We start from the raw sequence: 17392 nt of genomic DNA, 5'->3' as shown, positions 1-17392 counted from the left end.
TATGTTGAGCTACTTTGACCCTAAAAAAGATCTGGGCACACCCGCAAAAGAGAGTGCGACACAAGTCTCGGTGCAGATCGATGGGCGCGATATCCTCGTACCTGAGGGTACCTCTGTGCTCCGCGCCGCCAGTCTTGCGGGCATCGATATCCCTAAATTATGTGCCACTGACTCATTGGAGGCGTTTGGTTCGTGTCGGCTGTGTGCGGTTGCGATTGAGGGTCGTCGTGGCTTTCCCGCCTCTTGCACAACACCGGTGGAGGAGGGCATGTCTGTCACCACGCAGACGCCTCAGCTAGCGAAACTGCGCCGCAATATTATGGAGCTGTATATCTCTGATCATCCGTTAGACTGCTTGACCTGCTCGGCTAACGGCGATTGCGAACTGCAAGATATGGCAGGTGCCGTCGGGTTGCGTGAAGTGCGCTATGGCTTTGCGGGAGCGAACCACCTAGAGCAACCAAAAGACACTTCTAATCCCTATTTTTCGTTTGATGCGAGTAAGTGTATTGTCTGCTCGCGTTGTGTCAGAGCATGTGAGGAGACGCAAGGCACCTTTGCGCTGACGGTTGAGAAGCGTGGCTTTGATGCCAAAATCTCAGTGGGCTCTGCCGAGGATTTTATCTCTTCCGATTGTGTCTCCTGCGGTGCCTGTGTGCAGGCGTGCCCGACAGCCACGCTGATTGAGAAGCGTGTCGAAGAGCACGGCACACCAGAACGCTCCATCGTGACTACCTGCGCGTATTGCGGCGTGGGCTGTTCGTTTGAAGCACAGATGAAGGGCAATGAAGTGATTCGGATGGTGCCCTTTAAAGGCGGTGCTGCCAACCAAGGACATGCCTGTGTCAAAGGCCGTTTCGCCTTTGGTTATGCGACTCACAAAGACCGCATCAAAGCGCCGATGATTCGGGATGCGATTGATCAACCGTGGCGAACAGTGAGCTGGGAGGAGGCGATCACGTTTGCTGCCGAGCGTTTTAAAGCGATTCAAGCACAACACGGGCGTAACAGTATTGGTGGTATTACCTCCTCGCGCTGTACTAACGAAGAAACCTATCTAGTTCAGAAGCTCATTCGAGCTGCTTTTGGCAACAACAATACGGATACCTGCGCACGGGTGTGCCATAGCCCCACAGGTTTTGGGCTTAAAGCCACCTTGGGTGAATCAGCCGGTACGCAAACATTTGATTCGGTACGCTTTGCCGATGCGATTTTGGTCATTGGCGCCAACCCAACCGATGCGCATCCGGTGTTCGGCTCGCAATTACGGCGGCGTTTGCGCGAAGGTGCGGATCTAATCGTTGCTGATCCGCGCAAGATCGACTTGCTAAAAACCCCTCATCTGAGCTCGGCAGTGCACTTGCCGCTACGCCCAGGCACCAACGTGGCACTGATCAATGCGCTGGCCCATGTGGTTATGACTGAGGGGCTTGAAGATCGAGCCTTTATTACAGAACGCTGCGATAGTGCTGCATTTGAGCAGTGGGAGGCGTTTATCAAGCAATCATCGAACTCGCCCGAGGCGTTGGCTGATGTAACAGGTGTTGCGCCTGAACAGGTCCGCGAGGCTGCACGTCGTTTTGCTCAGGCTGCAAATGGTGCGATCTATTACGGCTTGGGGGTGACTGAACATAGCCAAGGCTCCACCATGGTGATGGGGATTGCTAACCTTGCGTTGGCGACCGGCAATATTGGCCGTGAGGGCGTTGGGGTGAATCCGTTACGGGGTCAAAACAATGTACAGGGCTCTTGCGATATGGGCTCTTTCCCGCACGAGTTTCCCGGTTATCAGCATGTGAGTGATGATGCGGTGAGAACCCGCTTTGAGGCACTCTGGGGTGTTCCGCTTGATGCAGAACCGGGGTTACGTATCCCGAATATGTTTGATGCGGCGATCAATGGGGAGTTCAAAGGCATGTATGTGCAGGGTGAAGATATTGCTCAATCCGACCCTGACACGCAGCATGTGGAAGCGGCGTTACGTTCCTTGGACTGTTTGGTTGTTCAGGATATTTTTCTGAATGAAACCGCGAAATTCGCTCATGTGCTGCTACCCGGTTCAACGTTCCTAGAGAAAGATGGCACCTTCACAAATGCAGAGCGACGTATCAACCGCGTTCGTAAAGTCATGCCACCTTTGGCAGGTAAAGAGGACTGGCAAGTCACCATGGCATTGGCTAATGCCATGGGTTACCCAATGAACTACAGCAACCCATCGGAAATCATGGATGAGATTGCGCAGTTAACCCCAACTTTTACTGGCGTAAGTTACAACAAGTTAGAGCAGCTTGGCAGTATTCAGTGGCCCTGTAATGCGCAGTACCCCGAAGGCACGCCAATTATGCACGAAATGGAGTTCCCGATCGGTAAGGCTCGCTTTGCGATCACCACGTTTGTGCCAACCGAAGAGCGCTCGACAAGGCGTTACCCACTGTTACTGACGACTGGGCGCATTTTGTCGCAGTACAATGTGGGTGCTCAGACACGGCGCACTGATAACCAAATCTGGCACCATGAAGATCGCTTGGAATTGCACCCCAGTGATGCACAGGTGCGGGGTATTAAGGATGGCGATTGGGTCGGTATCAGCAGCCGTGCAGGAGATACGGTTTTACGTGCGCTCATTAGCGAGCGTATGCAGCCCGGAGTTGTATATACAACGTTCCACCATCCAGAGAGTGGTGCCAACGTCATTACGACGGATGCATCAGACTGGGCGACGAACTGCCCTGAATACAAGGTGACGGCGGTACAAGTTGTGCCGGTATCGGCGCCGTCTGACTGGCAGGCCTCTTACTCGAGCTTCGATAAAGCTCAACAATCTTTGCTGCCTGAAAAGGATGGCCTACCGAATGTCTGAAGGCGTTGAGTTTAAAACGACCCAGAGCGTTGCTATAAAGCGCTGGGGCACGGGTGCTGCGCATGATGAACGTGACTGGGTTATTGCAGAGGTGCCTATCGCGCTGGTTTATAACGGTATCTCGCATGTGGTGCTGATGTGTACCCCCAGCAACATAGAGGCACTGGCGATTGGGTTCAGTATCAGTGAGCGAATCGTCGATCACATGGGAGAGATCTATGGTATCGACGTAAACAAAACGGCTCACGGTATTGAGGTGTTGATCGAACTGGCCAGTGAAAAAGCTGCTTTGTTGCGCGAAAAACGCCGTAATATGACCGGGCGCACAGGGTGTGGTTTGTGTGGCGTTGAGTCGTTAGAGGCGGTGGTTCCTGCTCCAGTGCACACTGAACGGACGTTTGACGTGACGGATGCAGCCATCCAGCATGCACAAGAAGCTCTGAGTGTATATCAGCCTTTGCAGCTTGAAACCGGAGCGGTTCATTGCGCTGCGTGGTGCTCGGCTGATGGTGAAGTTCTGCGCGCTTTAGAAGATGTTGGGCGGCATAATGCGCTCGATAAGCTGATTGGCTGGTTGCATGTTGAGCAGCGAGATACACGTAGCGGCTTTGTGCTGATGTCGAGCCGCGCAAGCTATGAGATCGTCGCCAAAGCCAATAGCTGTGCAATCCATACGGTGGTGTGCGTGTCGGCACCAACATCCCTAGCGGTTGAGTTTGCCTGTTCAGCAAATATCGCATTAATTGGTTTTGCCCGGCCGGGTAAGCATATCCGTTACAGCGGAACGAATGAGGTAGATTAAATGGGAGCGGATAGCGCTAAAAAACTGGTCAATATGGCCAATCAGATTGCCATCAATAATAGCCATTACAACTCTGATGAGGCGGCTGCTGATGTGGTAGCCAACCACCTAAAACGGTTCTGGGCGCCCGCCATGCGTGAAGCCATTAAACACTATGCAGAGCAAGACTGCACCGAACTACTGCCCATTACGCGGCTAGCCGTAAATCGGCTGCCCTAACGATATGTCAATCAAGGCGCTGCGTGCGCTTATCGCAATAGAGCAGCAGGGGAGCTTTGCAGCTGCAGCGGACAAGCTCGGTTTAACGCAGGCTGCTATCAGTCAGCAAATTAAGCAGTTAGAGACGCAGCTAAAGACGCCGCTATTTGAGAAGGTTGGCCGCACGATGCTGCTCAATCATGATGGACGCATTGTGCTCGCCCGCGCGGCGGGTATTGTCGCGGCATATGATGGTTTAGCGGACGGTATTGGCAGTCACGGGCAGTTTGTTGGCGAACTCAGGGTTGGGGCGGTATTTAGCGTCCAAATTGGGCCGCTTGGGGCGGTGCTGGCAGAGCTGCGAGAGGCATTTCCCGAGCTATCTATCCAAGTCTATCATGGCATGTCTGATGAGCTGATGGCGCGGGTCGAAAATAATGAGCTGGATGCCGTGTTGATCACCGAGCCTTTGAGCGGGTGCGGCGTTGGTTGCTGGTGGACAACGCTTGATGTTGAGCCATTTTACGTGGTGGCACCAACCTGCTGGCACGAGCCAGACAGCCTCTCTTTGTTGCAAAAGCATCCTTATATCCGTTTTAACCCACGTGCTTTTGCCGGTGCTCTGATTGACCAAGAGTTGGAGTGTGCCGGTGTGGTCACGAATGAAGTGATGCAACTGGATTCATTGCAATCTGCAACCACTATGGTTGAGCAGCGACTAGGCATCACTATTATGCCGCTCGGGGCGGCGTTATATGACAAGTACAAGACACAGTTTAGGCTGGTGCCGTTTGGCGAGCCACAGCTAACCCGCCGCGTTGGGTGTTATCAGAAACGGGAGCATAGCCGCAGCCAGCTCGTGGATGTGTTGCTCAAGTCCTATCTACGCTGTTTAGATAGTTAATAAAAAGTTATGTATATACCAAAATAATATAAATTTTTTTGTATCAACTAATGCTCTATCCTGCTCGCAACTGGAGAGGAGATGTTGATGCCGTTAGCTATCAGTGTACTGATACCCATTGTTTTGTGTGTCGGAATTGGTTTTGTTGCAAAGCGCCAGTTTGGTGTTGGGAACGAGGTATGGGTTGGTATCGAAAAGCTGACATATTACCTGTTTGCGCCGAGCTTGCTTATCTCCTCATTGGCAAATAAATCGCTAGATCAAGTCCCATGGGAGGGGATGTTTATCACGCTTGTCAGCGTGTTGCTGCTCAGTGCCGTGGTTTTGATCGCTATCCAGCTCAGTACCCATCGTTTTAGTGGACCAGAATTCACCTCGGTCTTTCAAGGCGGGGTGCGTTTCAACAGTTTTGTTGTGCTGGCATTAGCTGAGCTGTTGTTTGGGGCTGATGGGCTCGGTGTTGGTGCGCTTGCTTCAGTGATTGTTGTGATCACGGTAAACATTCTATGCGTGACGGTGTTTTCACTGGCGGGCTCCCAAAGTGGCGGTCTCAGAAAGTTACCTAAACAATTGCTGACGAATCCGCTGATTATAGGTTGTGTGGTGGGGCTTGTTCTCAACTTATCTGGTGTAGGGCTGGTAGGGCCGATCAACGATCTTGCGTTTATGTTGGGGAAAGTGGCGTTACCGATGGCACTGCTTTGTGTTGGTGCGGCTCTCCAAGTAACGAGTGCCCGTGGGAATCAATTAATGATAATCCTGACGTCAGCGATGCAATTTATATTTAAACCTCTGCTTGGTTATCTGCTGGCGAGATACTTGGGTGTGGAGGGAATCAGCTTAGTGATCGTAGTGATCTGCTTAGCAAGTCCAACCGCTCCCTCAGCCTATGTTCTTGCGCGCCAGCTCGGTGGCGATGCGCAAGCGATGGCTGCCGTCATTACTGTACAGACTGTGTTGGCATTTGTGACTCTGCCTGTGACACTCGCGTTGTTGGGTGTGTAAAAAATATTGTGGAAAACGTAGGCCCATAACGATGAAACCACCTCAAAAGAGGTGGTTTGAAAAGCAACTCGAACGCAGCTTAAGCTGTCTTATTGTTCAGAGGTCTCAACGATCGGAACGATGTTCACGGCGTGGAGCCCTTTAGGGCCGGGCGTTGTATCAAAGCTAACCAACTGGCCCGCTTTAAGACTTTTATAGCCTTCGACCTGAATTGCAGAATAGTGTACAAAGAGGTCTTCGGTATGGTTCTCATCAGGAATGATGAAGCCGAAGCCTTTTGCATTGTTAAACCACTTTACTTTCCCTGTCTGCATTGCATCATACTCCCGTTGTATGCTGACTGAAGACCCACTCAAAAAAGTAAGCCCGTATAGCAAACTTCACAACTGCTATAATTGGTTATAGTAATCATGAAACCTCACAGGTACACCGGGATATCCCATCCTGTACGTTTTAGTATAGCATTGAGACTAGAACAAACTAATTTTGCTTAATATGTGAATCTTTATTAGGGATATTGAATGCTATCCGTAGTGAACAAAGACGTGATTAAAATGTCTTCCGAAGGTGAAGATCATTTTTCTGATGACGGGAATCTAGCAACCCAAGAAGCAGATCCCAAGCTTAAGAAGCCGCCAATGTATCGTGTTGTGCTGCTCAATGACGACTACACCCCGATGGAGTTCGTTGTTGATGTATTGATGATGTTTTTCAATATGACAGAAGAGCAAGCAACACAGGTCATGTTGGCTGTACATACGCAAGGAAAGGGTGTGTGTGGTATTTTTTCGCGTGATGTAGCAGAAACCAAAGCGGCACAGGTGAATCAATACTCCAGAGGCAACAAGCATCCATTGTTATGTGAAGTAGAAGCTGAATAGGGGAGACACCAGAATGCTTAACAGAGAGTTGGAAGAAACCCTCAGTGCTGCCTTCAAAGTTGCGCGGGATAAGCGCCATGAGTTTATGACGGTAGAGCACCTGTTACTTGCGCTCTTAGATAACAAGGAAGCCAATCGAGTGCTATCCGCGTGCGGTGCAAATCTTGACGGTTTGCGTGGCACACTTATCAATTTTATCGATCAAACAACCCCGTTACTGCCTGAGAATGTTCCTGATTTAGAAACGCAGCCAACACTTGGCTTCCAACGCGTCTTGCAGCGCGCGGTTTTTCACGTTCAATCATCGGGTAAATCTGAAGTGACCGGCGCCAATGTCATTGTTGCCATCTTCAGTGAGCAGGAAAGCCAAGCGGTTTACATTCTGCAGCAGCAAGGGATTGAGCGTATTGATGTAGTGAACTACATCTCCCATGGCATATCGCGAATTGGCCAAGGTGAAGAGCAACGTGAAGACGCTGTAGAAACCGATGAGGAGAGCCAGCAAAGCGGCGATGCGAGCGCGCTGTCTAAATATGCGGTGAACTTGAATCAAGCTGCCATCGAAGGTCGAATTGATCCGTTAATTGGCCGTGACCATGAAGTTGAGCGTGTTGTGCAGATACTTTCTCGCCGCCGCAAGAATAACCCTTTGCTCGTCGGTGAGGCAGGCGTCGGCAAAACAGCCATCGCTGAGGGCCTAGCTAAGCTCGTTACTGAAGACAAAGTCCCCGATATCATTAACGGCAGTACCATCTATTCACTTGACTTAGGTGCGTTGCTGGCAGGCACCAAGTATCGCGGTGACTTTGAGAAACGCCTCAAAGCACTGCTTGGCGAAGTTAAGCGCCAAGAAAAGGCGATCCTATTTATTGACGAGATCCACACCATTATAGGTGCGGGCGCCGCTTCCGGCGGCTCTATGGATGCATCAAACCTACTCAAGCCGCTGCTGAGTTCTGGTGAGTTGCGCTGTATTGGCTCGACAACGTTCCAAGAGTTTCGGGGCATTTTTGAGAAAGACCGTGCACTGGCGAGACGCTTCCAGAAAGTTGATGTGCTGGAACCTGGTGTGGATGATACCTTCCAGATTTTGATGGGGCTGCGCAGTAAGTTTGAGCAGCATCACGAAGTTACATACACCAGCGAGGCATTGAAAGCAGCTTCAGAGCTGGCTGATCGTTATATCAATGATAAGCACATGCCGGATAAGGCGATCGATGTGGTCGATGAAGCGGGCGCTTATCAGCGTTTAGTGGATGAAGAGCAGCGCAAAGAAACGATCGACGTCGCAGAGATCGAAGCGGTGGTCGCCAAGATTGCTCGAATTCCGCCTAAAACGGTGTCTGTGTCCGACAAAGAGCAGCTCAAAAAGCTTGATAGCAACCTGAAAATGGTTGTGTTGGGGCAGGATGAAGCGATTCATACGCTCTCTTCCGCGATCCGTCTCTCGCGTGCTGGACTCAACGAGCCGAACAAGCCTGTTGGTAACTTCCTCTTTGCAGGCCCAACGGGTGTCGGAAAAACCGAGGTAACAACTCAGCTTGCGCGCATTATGGGGATTGAGCTCATTCGCTTCGATATGTCGGAATATATGGAGCGCCATACAGTATCGCGCCTCATTGGTGCGCCACCGGGCTATGTTGGCTATGATCAAGGTGGCTTGCTCACGGAAGCGGTTACGAAGTCGCCGCACTGTGTCTTGCTGCTTGATGAGATTGAGAAAGCTCACCCAGAGGTCTTCAATATCCTGCTTCAAGTGATGGATAACGGCACGTTAACCGACAACAACGGCCGTAAAGCAGACTTCCGCAACGTTATCCTTGTGATGACAACGAATGCGGGTGCTGAGGCGATGAGCCGTCCATCGATTGGTTTTACATCGCAAGATCACTCAACAGATGGAATGGAAGCGATCAAGCGTTTGTTTACACCGGAATTCCGCAACCGTTTGGATGCTGTTATCCAGTTTAAGCCGCTCTCCACCGACATCATTATCGGTGTTGTCGACAAGTTCCTTACCGAGTTGCAAGCGCAACTAGATGAGAAGCGCGTCGTGCTAAACATCGATGATGAGGCGAGAGCATGGTTTGCGGAGCACGGTTATGACGAGAAGATGGGTGCCCGCCCGATGAAGCGCCTCATTCAAGAGAAGCTCAAAAAGCCGTTGGCTGAGATGATCTTGTTTGGTGATCTAGCGGAAGAGGGTGGTGAAGTACTTATCACGATTGATGCACAAACGGGTGAACTCACCCTAGAAACAACAGTGGCAGCCTAGGCTGCCATCTGTGCTGCCGCGTAAAGCGGAGATGCGTGCGATAAAAGGACTTATCGTGCGCGGTATACGATGCGACCTTTGCTAAGATCGTAAGGCGTTAGTTCCACCTTAACTTTGTCACCCGTTAAGATACGGATGTAGTTTTTGCGCATCTTACCAGAGATGTGTGCTGTCACAACGTGGCCATTCTCTAGCTCAACGCGGAACATAGTGTTTGGCAACGTGTCTACCACGGTACCTTCCATTTCAATGCTATCTTCTTTAGCCATTCATTACCTACCTGCGAAAGGGCTCTTTTTGGAACGGGGTCCGTATAATCAAGCGCAGTATTCTGCACTAAATATCCCGGTATATCAAAGATATTCGTAGCTTTTTCTATCGAATGAGGATCCAGCGGCCGTCGATCAGAAATTCTAGTGGACGGTAATTCACTTTGTAACTCATCTTTCGACAAGCCTGCACCCAGTAACCTAAATAGAGATAGGGGAGTTGGCGAGACTTGCAAGCTTGTAGCTGCCAGAGTATGGCGTAGCTGCCAAGGCTGCGTTTATTCAGCGCCTCTGATGGGTCATAAAAGGTATAGGTGGCAGACAGGCCTTGCTGTAAAACGTCCACCACCGCGACAGCAATTAATTGATCCTCAAGGTAGAACTCTACGAACTCACTTGTCTGGTTGCTTTCAACAAGAAAACCAACGAACTGCTCTTCAGAGGGAGGGAACATATCGCCATCATGATGGCGTTCGTTGATATAGCGTTGGTAGAGTTTGAAGAGCTCGTCCGAATAATAAGGATCTTTAATTTCAATTCGTAAATCTTTGTTTTTATTTATTATTCTTCTGTGTGATTTGCTCGATTTGAAGTGGATTAAAGGTATCCGAACAGAGATACATGCTTGGCAGTGATCGCAATGAGGACGGTAGATATGCTTGCCGCTGCGCCGAAAGCCAAGGTCAGAGAGTTGGCTATATGCGCTGTCAGAGACATCGGACTGTGGGTCAACAAATAGGGTTTTTGCTTTGTAGCCCTCGATATAACTGCAGTCATGCTCAGGGGTCGCAAAAAAATGGAGCTCTTTTAGGTCAGTCATCGGTCTGAATCAATTGCTCGTTGCTGAGTTCAAACTGCCATTCGTGGCCGGGATCCTCATCTATATTCAGCTTAATATATTCGAGGAATTCTGCACGTGATATTTCGCTTGCCCCTAGAGAGTTTAAGTGATCATTCTGCACTTGGCAGTCAATTAGCGCGTACCGCCAGTGCTCTAGTTGCTTTGCGAGCGCGATGTAAGCAACTTTTGATGTATTTACCTCAAGGCTAAACATCGACTCACCAAAAAAGAGTTTGCCTATCGCTAAACCGTATAAGCCGCCAACTAGCGTACCGTCCCGCCACACCTCCAGTGAGTGGGCAATACCTTGCTGATGTAACGCGGTATAGGCGTGCTTCATTTCGTCGGTAATCCACGTGTTGCCCACACGGTCTCGCGAGCTGCTGCAAAGCTCTATGACCTCACTAAACGCCTGATCAAAAGTGATGTAGTAGTGCTGCTTACGTATCGCTTTGCGCATGCTGCGGGATATATGAATATCTCTTGGTTTTAAAACGCAACGGGGGTTAGGTGACCACCACAGAATAGGGTCTTCGTCGCTAAACCACGGAAAGATGCCATGACGATAAGCTGATATCAGCCGCTCAATAGAAAGGTCGCCACCTGCGGCAAGTAGGCCGTCAGGTTCATCTAGAGCCTCATGCGGGCTAGGGAAGCGGTTGTTGTGCGGTGAGAGCCAAGGAATCATAACAAAAAGGGTTGGATTAGCTGTGAGCAGGGCGCTCACAGCCAGTTCTGTTTACTTCGCTAAATCGTCGAGGTAGCGCTCTGCGTCTAAGGCCGCCATACAGCCAAAACCTGCAGATGTAATCGCTTGACGATAGATGTGGTCGCATACGTCGCCGGCTGCGAAAATGCCCGGCACGCTAGTTTGTGTTGCATTGCCTTCAAGGCCTGATTGAATCGTCAGATAGCCATCCTTCATATCCAGTTTTCCGGCGAAGATGTCTGTGTTCGGCTTGTGACCTATCGCAATAAATACGCCTGCAACATCCAGTTGTTGGGTGCTGCCGTCTGTTGTGCTCTCTAGCTGCAGGCCAGTCACTCCACTGTCATCACCGAGCACTTCTTGTAGCTGGTGATTCCAAAGAATATTGATGTTGCCGTTCTCGGCGCGATCAAGCAGCTTGTCTTGCAGGATCTTTTCGGCACGCAGCGAATCGCGGCGGTGGATCAGGGTGACTTCTTCGGCAATGTTGGAAAGGTACAGAGCTTCCTCTACAGCTGTATTGCCACCGCCGACAACAGCAACCTTTTGGCCACGATAGAAGAAACCATCGCACGTTGCGCATGCGCTTACGCCTTTACCTTGGAAAGCCTCTTCCGATGGCAGACCAAGATATTGCGCTGATGCACCGGTACAGATAATTAACGCATCACAGCTGTAAGTACCCATATCCCCTTTGAGTACGAAAGGGCGTTCAGCGACGCTTACGTCGTTGATGTGATCGAAAATAACTTCCGTATCAAAACGCTCTGCATGAGCTTGCATGCGCTGCATCAGTTCAGGGCCTTGTACACCATCAACGTCACCGGGCCAGTTATCGACATCTGTTGTGGTTGTCAGCTGACCACCGGCTTGCATCCCGGTAATCACAACAGGTTTAAGGTTGGCGCGTGCAGCGTATACGGCAGCCGTGTAACCCGCTGGGCCAGAACCAAGAATAATAAGCTTGTGATGCTGAATGTCACTCATGAACTTTATGCCTTACCTATCTTAGAAAGTGTTTTTTAATAAGTGGGGGTTATATCATGAATTGCAAGTCTCTTCAGGTGTTATTTTATTGACCTGATTGTAGAGCTTATTTACACAGAGCATCATATAACGGTCCCCATTCTTCTGACGTAGGTAGCCGTTAATAGGTTCCTGCTTTAATGCGGTCGTTGCGCTCGTATCGAGATCAGAGAGGCGATAGTCGATAATATCGTCCACCTCATCAAGTACGATTGAGTACCAAGGTGTTGAGCCGTCTTGTGTTAGGTGCAGTAATACCGGGTGGATGTTCCGTAGCAATAAGTCTTGTGCGCTTTCGAGAATACGCAGCAGCTTGCGTAGCGTCGTACCTTTTTCGATCGATAGTATCCGCTGTGCGCGGGCGGTTTCGCCGTTGCTGCAAAGCTCAAGCAGTGTATCTGCCAGTGCATGAATCTCTTGATGTGGCTTTTCTATCTTGTCTAGCAGCGCTTTTAAGTCTTGATTCTGCGTTTCGAACGCGTAATACCATTGACCAAACGCACACATACGTGGGTCGCGCGGAAGCGTGAACTCCTCGCCTGATGTGATGGCATGCTCAAGCGCAGCAACCCAATCGATATGGGCTTGCTTGTAGGTGTCGATGGCTGAAACCAACTCGTTCTGCTCGTCGCGATTACGGCGCCTATTTAGAATGGCCGCTGAGTCGTAAACGTTGACCAGCACATCACGGTAATCGAGATAGCCAATAAATCCCGTGTTGTTGTCTTCAACGGTTTGGATCTGATCGCATTCATCAGAGAAGGCCAGAATGTTGTTCACATCGACGCCGAAATGGCTGTTAGCGATAGTAAACGTCAGTACGCGGGAGCTGTCTTGGAACAGATTGGATAAGCTCATGTCTACAGGTCCATGAATTCGTTTGCTTAACTATGGCTCAAGGTATGAGACCCTTCAAGTAAAGTACGCGTAATCGGGTAAAATATGTTATTTTATACAGTTGTTATAAGTGCTTGAACTAAATAAGGATCTTGGGTGAAAAACAAGCTCTCGACCAGTCCATATAGTTTTTCTGAACTGGCTACACGTGCAGTAAAGGTGTTTTTCTTTGTTGTAGTAATAACCTTCTGCCTATATCTGTTTTTAGGAATGCTTGGCTATGATCCTAAAGACCCTGGATGGTCGCATTTGGGGTATCAACCAAGTGTCGCGAACTGGATGGGCCTATCAGGTGCCTATCTTGCCGATTTCTCCTTCTCCATGCTGGGTATCTCTGCATGGTTGTTGCCGCCTGTTATCCTGCATCCTGTTAGTCGTTTTGCATTGCGCCGCCGCGAAAGCTTGCTGGACGGTTTGCCGTTTGTGGCATTGCGTACTATCGGTGTCTCGGTACTCGCGATAGGCGTGGCAGGGTTGGCGTCTCTGCACCTATCGAACCAAGCGCTCGCCTATCCGTTTACGTCGGGAGGAATTATTGGGCAAGCGTTATCTGACTGGATGGTCGAGTGGTTCAGTCTGCTGGGTAGCACCGTTTTGTTGCTGGCAGCATTGCTGATTGGTGCAACCTTTTATATGGAGATCTCGTGGGGGACGTTACTTGAATCCATAGGCGATTTTGTACTTAAGCAACAAGCACGTATCGCGGCGATCGGTGAAGGTATCGTATCTAAAGCTGAAAATGTTAAGCCCTCTACGCAGGCGGCTTCGCATAAACGCCCTGAGCCCGCGCGTGCGTCAGAGTTTGGAGCTGTATCAGCCCAAGAAAATATCGACTTTACAACGGGTGAGATTACCTCCGTGAGCTCAGTGGCTAAGCCGAACGCACCACAAGGCCAGGCTGCGACGATGCCCGTTGTAGAGCCACCGGTTGTTAATGAGCGCGTTCGTGAGAAAGCGCCAGTGAGCACTACTATTGATAACCTCTCGGCCCGCCGCGATGATGATGTCGCACCAGCACCAGCACCAGCACCAGCACCAGCACCAGCACCAGCACCAGCACCAGCACCAGCACCAGCACCAGCACCAGCACCAGCACCAGCACCAGCACCAGCACCAGCACCAGCAGGGCAGGGAGCTGCGGCCAAAAAAGAACTGAAGATTGTGCCGTTGGCCGAGACTCATCGCCCCATCAAAAACGATGATTCGGACGTAAGCAAACCAGAGAAGCGTCCTGTACGCTCACTGAATCCGATTCCATCGTTTGACCTGCTCGATCCGCCTGAGCTGAAAACAGATCAGGGCTACAGTGATGAGCAGTTGGAAGATATGTCGCGCTTGCTCGAAAGTAAGCTCAAGGACTTTGGCGTCACCGTTGAAGTGGTAGAGGTTAACCCTGGCCCTGTGATCACGCGCTTCGAGATTCAGCCTGCGCCAGGCGTGAAGGCCAGCAAAATTACGAATCTGGCTAAGGACCTTGCTCGGTCGTTGGCGGTTTCGAGTGTGCGTGTGGTGGAAGTTATTCCGGGTAAATCAGTGATGGGAGTTGAGATACCCAATGAGCACCGGGAAACCGTTCGCTTAAGCGAGGTTTTGAACTCTAAGCCCTACAAAGAGGCAGCATCACGGCTAACGCTGGGGCTAGGTAACGATATCGCCGGCAACCCCGTCGTGGCTAACTTGGCGAAAATGCCGCACTTGTTGGTGGCAGGTACCACTGGTTCTGGTAAGTCCGTGGGTGTGAATGCCATGCTGCTGAGCTTGCTCTACAAAGCGACACCTGAAGAGGTGCGCTTAATGATGGTTGACCCGAAGATGCTCGAACTTTCCATCTACGAAGGTATTCCGCATCTTCTAACTCCTGTGATCACCGATATGAAAGAGGCCGCCGGTGGCCTGCGTTGGTGTGTTGGCGAGATGGAGCGCCGCTACCGTCTGATGGCAAAGATGGGCGTGCGTAATATTGCTGGCTTCAATGACAAGGTGAAAGCCGCTGAGCAGCAAGGCCAACCACTTAAAGACCCACTATGGAAAGCAGAAGAGCACGGTGAGCCTGAAGGGACGCCAGCGCCTGAGCTCGAAACATTGCCATATATCGTCGTTGTCATCGATGAGTTTGCCGACATGATGATGATTGTTGGTAAGAAAGTGGAGGAGCTGATCGCACGTATTGCCCAGAAAGCCCGTGCGGCCGGTATTCACCTGATCTTGGCGACCCAACGCCCGTCTGTTGATGTCATCACAGGTTTGATCAAAGCGAACGTTCCAACGCGAATTGCGTTCCAAGTATCATCCAAAATCGACTCGCGCACCATTCTAGATCAAGCGGGCGCAGAGCATTTGCTCGGCTGGGGTGACATGCTTTATCTACCTGTAGGCACCAGTGTGCCCAATCGTGTACACGGCGCATTTGTCAGTGATGATGAGGTACACCGTGTTGTTGAGGCTTGGAAGGCGGTTGGCTCACCCGTTTATATCGACACTATGGTCGAAGAGGGCGGTGGTGATTCAGGTGGTAGTTCAGGTGGTTTGTTTGATGATGAACAAGATCCGTTGTACGACGAGGCCGTTGCATTTGTAACGGAAACACGCAAAGCCTCGATTTCAAGTGTGCAGCGTAAACTCAAAATTGGCTACAACCGTGCCGCACGTATGATTGAAGCGATGGAAGCGGCAGGCGTGGTTAGCTCGGCAGGAACAAACGGCCAGCGCGATGTGCTCGCGCCGCCACCAGTGAGAGATTGATATGAAAAGATTCAAGCAAGTAGTGATCAGTAGTGTTCTCGTTTGTATGCCGGTATTTGCGCTGGCAGCGGGAAAGGCGGCTGATCAGTTGGATAAACTTCTCGGTGATTACAGCCATTTCTCGGCCGAGTTTGAGCAAGTCACGCGCTCGAACGACAATCTCGCGGTTGCGGTTTCGCAAGGCGAGGTTAGTGTTTCGCGCCCTGGTAAGTTTCGATGGATAACAAGCACGCCGTATCCGCAAACGATCGTCAGTGACGGTACCTATGTTTGGATCTATGACCCCGATTTAGAGCAGGCAACGCGCAAACCATTTTCGGTAGCGGGCAATAACGGCGCTGCACACATACTTAACGGCGATGTTGCCGCCCTCGCGAAAGAGTACGATATTTCGCTGATTCTCAATAACGATAGCGAGCAGCTTTTTCAACTGCTGCCACGCTCGGATGAGGGTAATTTTCAGAGTATTCGTTTGTTCTTTGTTGATGGTGTGATGTCTGAGCTGCTGCTGATCGACCTGTTAGGCCAGAAAACGACTGTGATGTTCAACAACGTCGAGGTCAACGCAGCCCTGAGTGAGGCGCTATTTCAGTTCGCAGCGCCAGAGGGTGTTGATGTCATCATTAGTGATACGCCTTAATGCAAGACCTTTTCGATAGCACACCACAGCATTATCGACCGCTAGCGGACCGAATGCGGCCAGCCTCGTTGGCCGATTACGCAGGCCAATCACACCTGCTTGGCCACGATAAACCGCTGCGACGTGCTGTTGAGCAAGGTATTTTGCACTCGATGATTTTCTGGGGGCCGCCGGGCGTTGGCAAAACAACCTTGGCGAAGATGCTGGCAACGAGTTGCGATGCGCACTTTGTGACGATTTCGGCGGTGATGTCGGGTGTTAAAGAGATTCGCGCAGCAGTTGATGAGGCCAAGCATGTTGCTCAGATGCGGGGCGTTAGCACCGTTCTATTTGTTGATGAAGTACATCGCTTTAATAAATCACAGCAAGATGCCTTTTTACCCTATATCGAGGACGGCACCTTTATCTTTGTTGGTGCTACAACCGAAAATCCCTCGTTTGAGCTGAATAATGCGCTGCTATCTCGAGCGCGCGTCTATCTGCTAAAAAGCCTTTCAGTGGATGATCTGTTAGCGGTTTTGGTTAGAGCAATTGAAGATACCGAGAGAGGGTTGGGGCAGCGCCATCTCACGTTTGCGGACGGTGTTTTAAGTAAGCTCGCTCAGGCAGCTGATGGTGACGCGCGCCGAGCGCTGAATTTGCTCGAAATCGCGGTTGATATGGCACAGCCACAAGAGGGTGGCGAGTATATAGGCGCAGAGAGTGTTGCAGAGGTATTGGCCCAATCAGCTCGGCGCTTTGATAAAGGTGGGGATCTTTACTTTGATATGATCTCTGCGTTTCATAAGTCGGTGCGTGGCTCATCTCCTGATGGTGCGCTCTACTGGTATTGTCGTATGCTGCAAGGTGGTGCAGACCCGCTCTACGTTGCAAGGCGTCTTGTTGCTATCGCCTCAGAAGATATTGGGAATGCGGACCCGCGGGCTATGCAAGTGGTTCTAGCAGCATGGGATGCATTTGAGCGAGTCGGTGCGGCTGAAGGCGAGCGTGCAATCGCACAAGCGGCGATCTATTGTGCTTGCGCGCCCAAGAGTAATGCGGTTTACCAAGCGTTTAACCAGTGTAAACAGGATGTGGCCGATGACCCCGATTATGAAGTGCCAGTGCATCTTCGTAATGCGCCGACTTCGCTCATGAAAGATCTTGGGTATGGCGCTGAGTATCGCTATGCTCATAATGAACCTAACGCTTACGCCGCAGGCGAGGTCTATCTGCCTGAGGCGCTCAAAGAGCGTCGTTATTATCAGCCGACAGCGCGCGGCCTTGAGAGCAAAATCAGCGCAAAACTTGAGCAACTAGAACTATTTGACAGCCAAAGCCCGATCAAACGATATCAATAGAAG

At 50.7% G+C, this 17392-nt stretch carries 16 protein-coding genes; 10 read left to right on the top strand and 6 right to left on the bottom strand.

Annotated features, from left to right (window positions below; all coding sequences use genetic code 11):
* Window position 1 precedes the first annotated feature (1 nt).
* The 5 genes from fdhF (at window position 2) to E4L36_RS01440 (ending at window position 5769) form a co-directional block, all read left to right on the top strand.
* Window positions 2-2860 carry a formate dehydrogenase subunit alpha gene (fdhF, locus tag E4L36_RS01460; protein WP_136678683.1) on the top strand — a complete coding sequence of 953 codons (2859 nt, stop codon included), beginning with the start codon at window positions 2-4 and terminating at the stop codon, window positions 2858-2860.
* Window positions 2853-3662 (top strand): formate dehydrogenase accessory sulfurtransferase FdhD, encoded by an 810-nt coding sequence (gene fdhD, locus E4L36_RS01455; RefSeq protein ID WP_136678682.1) that lies wholly within the window; start codon window positions 2853-2855, stop codon window positions 3660-3662. Before fdhF ends, fdhD begins: the two co-directional genes overlap by 8 nt.
* Window positions 3663-3881: a formate dehydrogenase subunit delta gene (locus E4L36_RS01450; RefSeq protein WP_136678681.1), complete on the top strand. Its 219-nt coding sequence runs from the start codon at window positions 3663-3665 to the stop codon at window positions 3879-3881. It abuts the gene before it with no gap.
* A gap of 4 nt (window positions 3882-3885) precedes the next feature.
* Window positions 3886-4764, top strand: a complete 879-nt coding sequence (locus tag E4L36_RS01445; RefSeq protein ID WP_136678680.1) for a LysR family transcriptional regulator — start codon at window positions 3886-3888, stop codon at window positions 4762-4764.
* A gap of 87 nt (window positions 4765-4851) precedes the next feature.
* Window positions 4852-5769 carry an AEC family transporter gene (locus E4L36_RS01440; protein WP_169051438.1) on the top strand — a complete coding sequence of 306 codons (918 nt, stop codon included), beginning with the start codon at window positions 4852-4854 and terminating at the stop codon, window positions 5767-5769.
* Window positions 5770-5858: 89 nt separating this feature from the next.
* Here E4L36_RS01440 and E4L36_RS01435 read toward each other — a convergent pair whose 3' ends face one another.
* Window positions 5859-6083 (bottom strand): cold-shock protein, encoded by a 225-nt coding sequence (locus E4L36_RS01435; RefSeq protein ID WP_127693083.1) that lies wholly within the window; start codon window positions 6081-6083, stop codon window positions 5859-5861.
* Between the two features lie 240 nt (window positions 6084-6323).
* On the opposite strand from E4L36_RS01435, the gene clpS reads away from it, so the two are divergent.
* Both clpS and clpA read left to right on the top strand, forming a co-directional pair.
* The gene (gene clpS, locus E4L36_RS01430; protein ID WP_127693158.1) at window positions 6324-6650 is read left to right on the top strand and encodes an ATP-dependent Clp protease adapter ClpS; all 327 of its coding nucleotides are present in this window, start codon (window positions 6324-6326) and stop codon (window positions 6648-6650) included.
* 13 nt (window positions 6651-6663) lie between these two features.
* The gene (gene clpA / locus E4L36_RS01425) at window positions 6664-8925 is read left to right on the top strand and encodes an ATP-dependent Clp protease ATP-binding subunit ClpA (protein ID WP_136678678.1); all 2262 of its coding nucleotides are present in this window, start codon (window positions 6664-6666) and stop codon (window positions 8923-8925) included.
* 50 nt (window positions 8926-8975) lie between these two features.
* Here clpA and infA read toward each other — a convergent pair whose 3' ends face one another.
* The 5 genes from infA to E4L36_RS01400 form a co-directional block, all read right to left on the bottom strand.
* Window positions 8976-9194 (bottom strand): translation initiation factor IF-1, encoded by a 219-nt coding sequence (gene infA / locus E4L36_RS01420; RefSeq protein ID WP_027853708.1) that lies wholly within the window; start codon window positions 9192-9194, stop codon window positions 8976-8978.
* A 106-nt stretch (window positions 9195-9300) separates the two neighbouring features.
* Window positions 9301-10014, bottom strand: coding sequence for an arginyltransferase (locus E4L36_RS01415; RefSeq protein WP_136678677.1), 714 nt, complete (start codon window positions 10012-10014; stop codon window positions 9301-9303).
* Window positions 10007-10762 (bottom strand): leucyl/phenylalanyl-tRNA--protein transferase, encoded by a 756-nt coding sequence (gene aat / locus E4L36_RS01410; RefSeq protein ID WP_346763620.1) that lies wholly within the window; start codon window positions 10760-10762, stop codon window positions 10007-10009. The genes E4L36_RS01415 and aat overlap by 8 nt, the downstream gene beginning before the upstream one ends.
* A gap of 12 nt (window positions 10763-10774) precedes the next feature.
* Window positions 10775-11731 (bottom strand): thioredoxin-disulfide reductase, encoded by a 957-nt coding sequence (trxB, locus tag E4L36_RS01405; protein ID WP_127693086.1) that lies wholly within the window; start codon window positions 11729-11731, stop codon window positions 10775-10777.
* 54 nt (window positions 11732-11785) lie between these two features.
* On the bottom strand, window positions 11786-12628 hold the full coding sequence (locus tag E4L36_RS01400) for a CZB domain-containing protein (RefSeq protein ID WP_136678676.1): 843 nt from the start codon (window positions 12626-12628) through the stop codon (window positions 11786-11788).
* Window positions 12629-12763: 135 nt separating this feature from the next.
* Here E4L36_RS01400 and E4L36_RS18115 point away from each other — a divergent pair, with 135 nt between their 5' ends.
* From E4L36_RS18115 to E4L36_RS01385, 3 genes are read left to right on the top strand one after another with little or no spacing between them, the layout of a single operon-like run.
* Entirely contained in the window at window positions 12764-15409 is a 2646-nt protein-coding gene (locus E4L36_RS18115; protein ID WP_136678675.1) for a DNA translocase FtsK, read from the top strand.
* A 1-nt stretch (window position 15410) separates the two neighbouring features.
* Window positions 15411-16049: an outer membrane lipoprotein chaperone LolA gene (gene lolA, locus E4L36_RS01390; RefSeq protein WP_136678674.1), complete on the top strand. Its 639-nt coding sequence runs from the start codon at window positions 15411-15413 to the stop codon at window positions 16047-16049.
* Window positions 16049-17389 (top strand): replication-associated recombination protein A, encoded by a 1341-nt coding sequence (locus E4L36_RS01385; RefSeq protein ID WP_136678673.1) that lies wholly within the window; start codon window positions 16049-16051, stop codon window positions 17387-17389. Before lolA ends, E4L36_RS01385 begins: the two co-directional genes overlap by 1 nt.
* The last annotated feature ends 3 nt before the right edge of the window (window positions 17390-17392 follow it).

Source organism: Neptunomonas sp. XY-337 (genome assembly GCF_004959845.1).
GTDB classification, from domain to species: domain Bacteria; phylum Pseudomonadota; class Gammaproteobacteria; order Pseudomonadales; family Balneatricaceae; genus Neptunomonas; species Neptunomonas marina.
The sequence above is the reverse complement of the archived record's forward strand: the minus strand, read 5'-3'. Positions and strand labels throughout refer to the sequence as shown.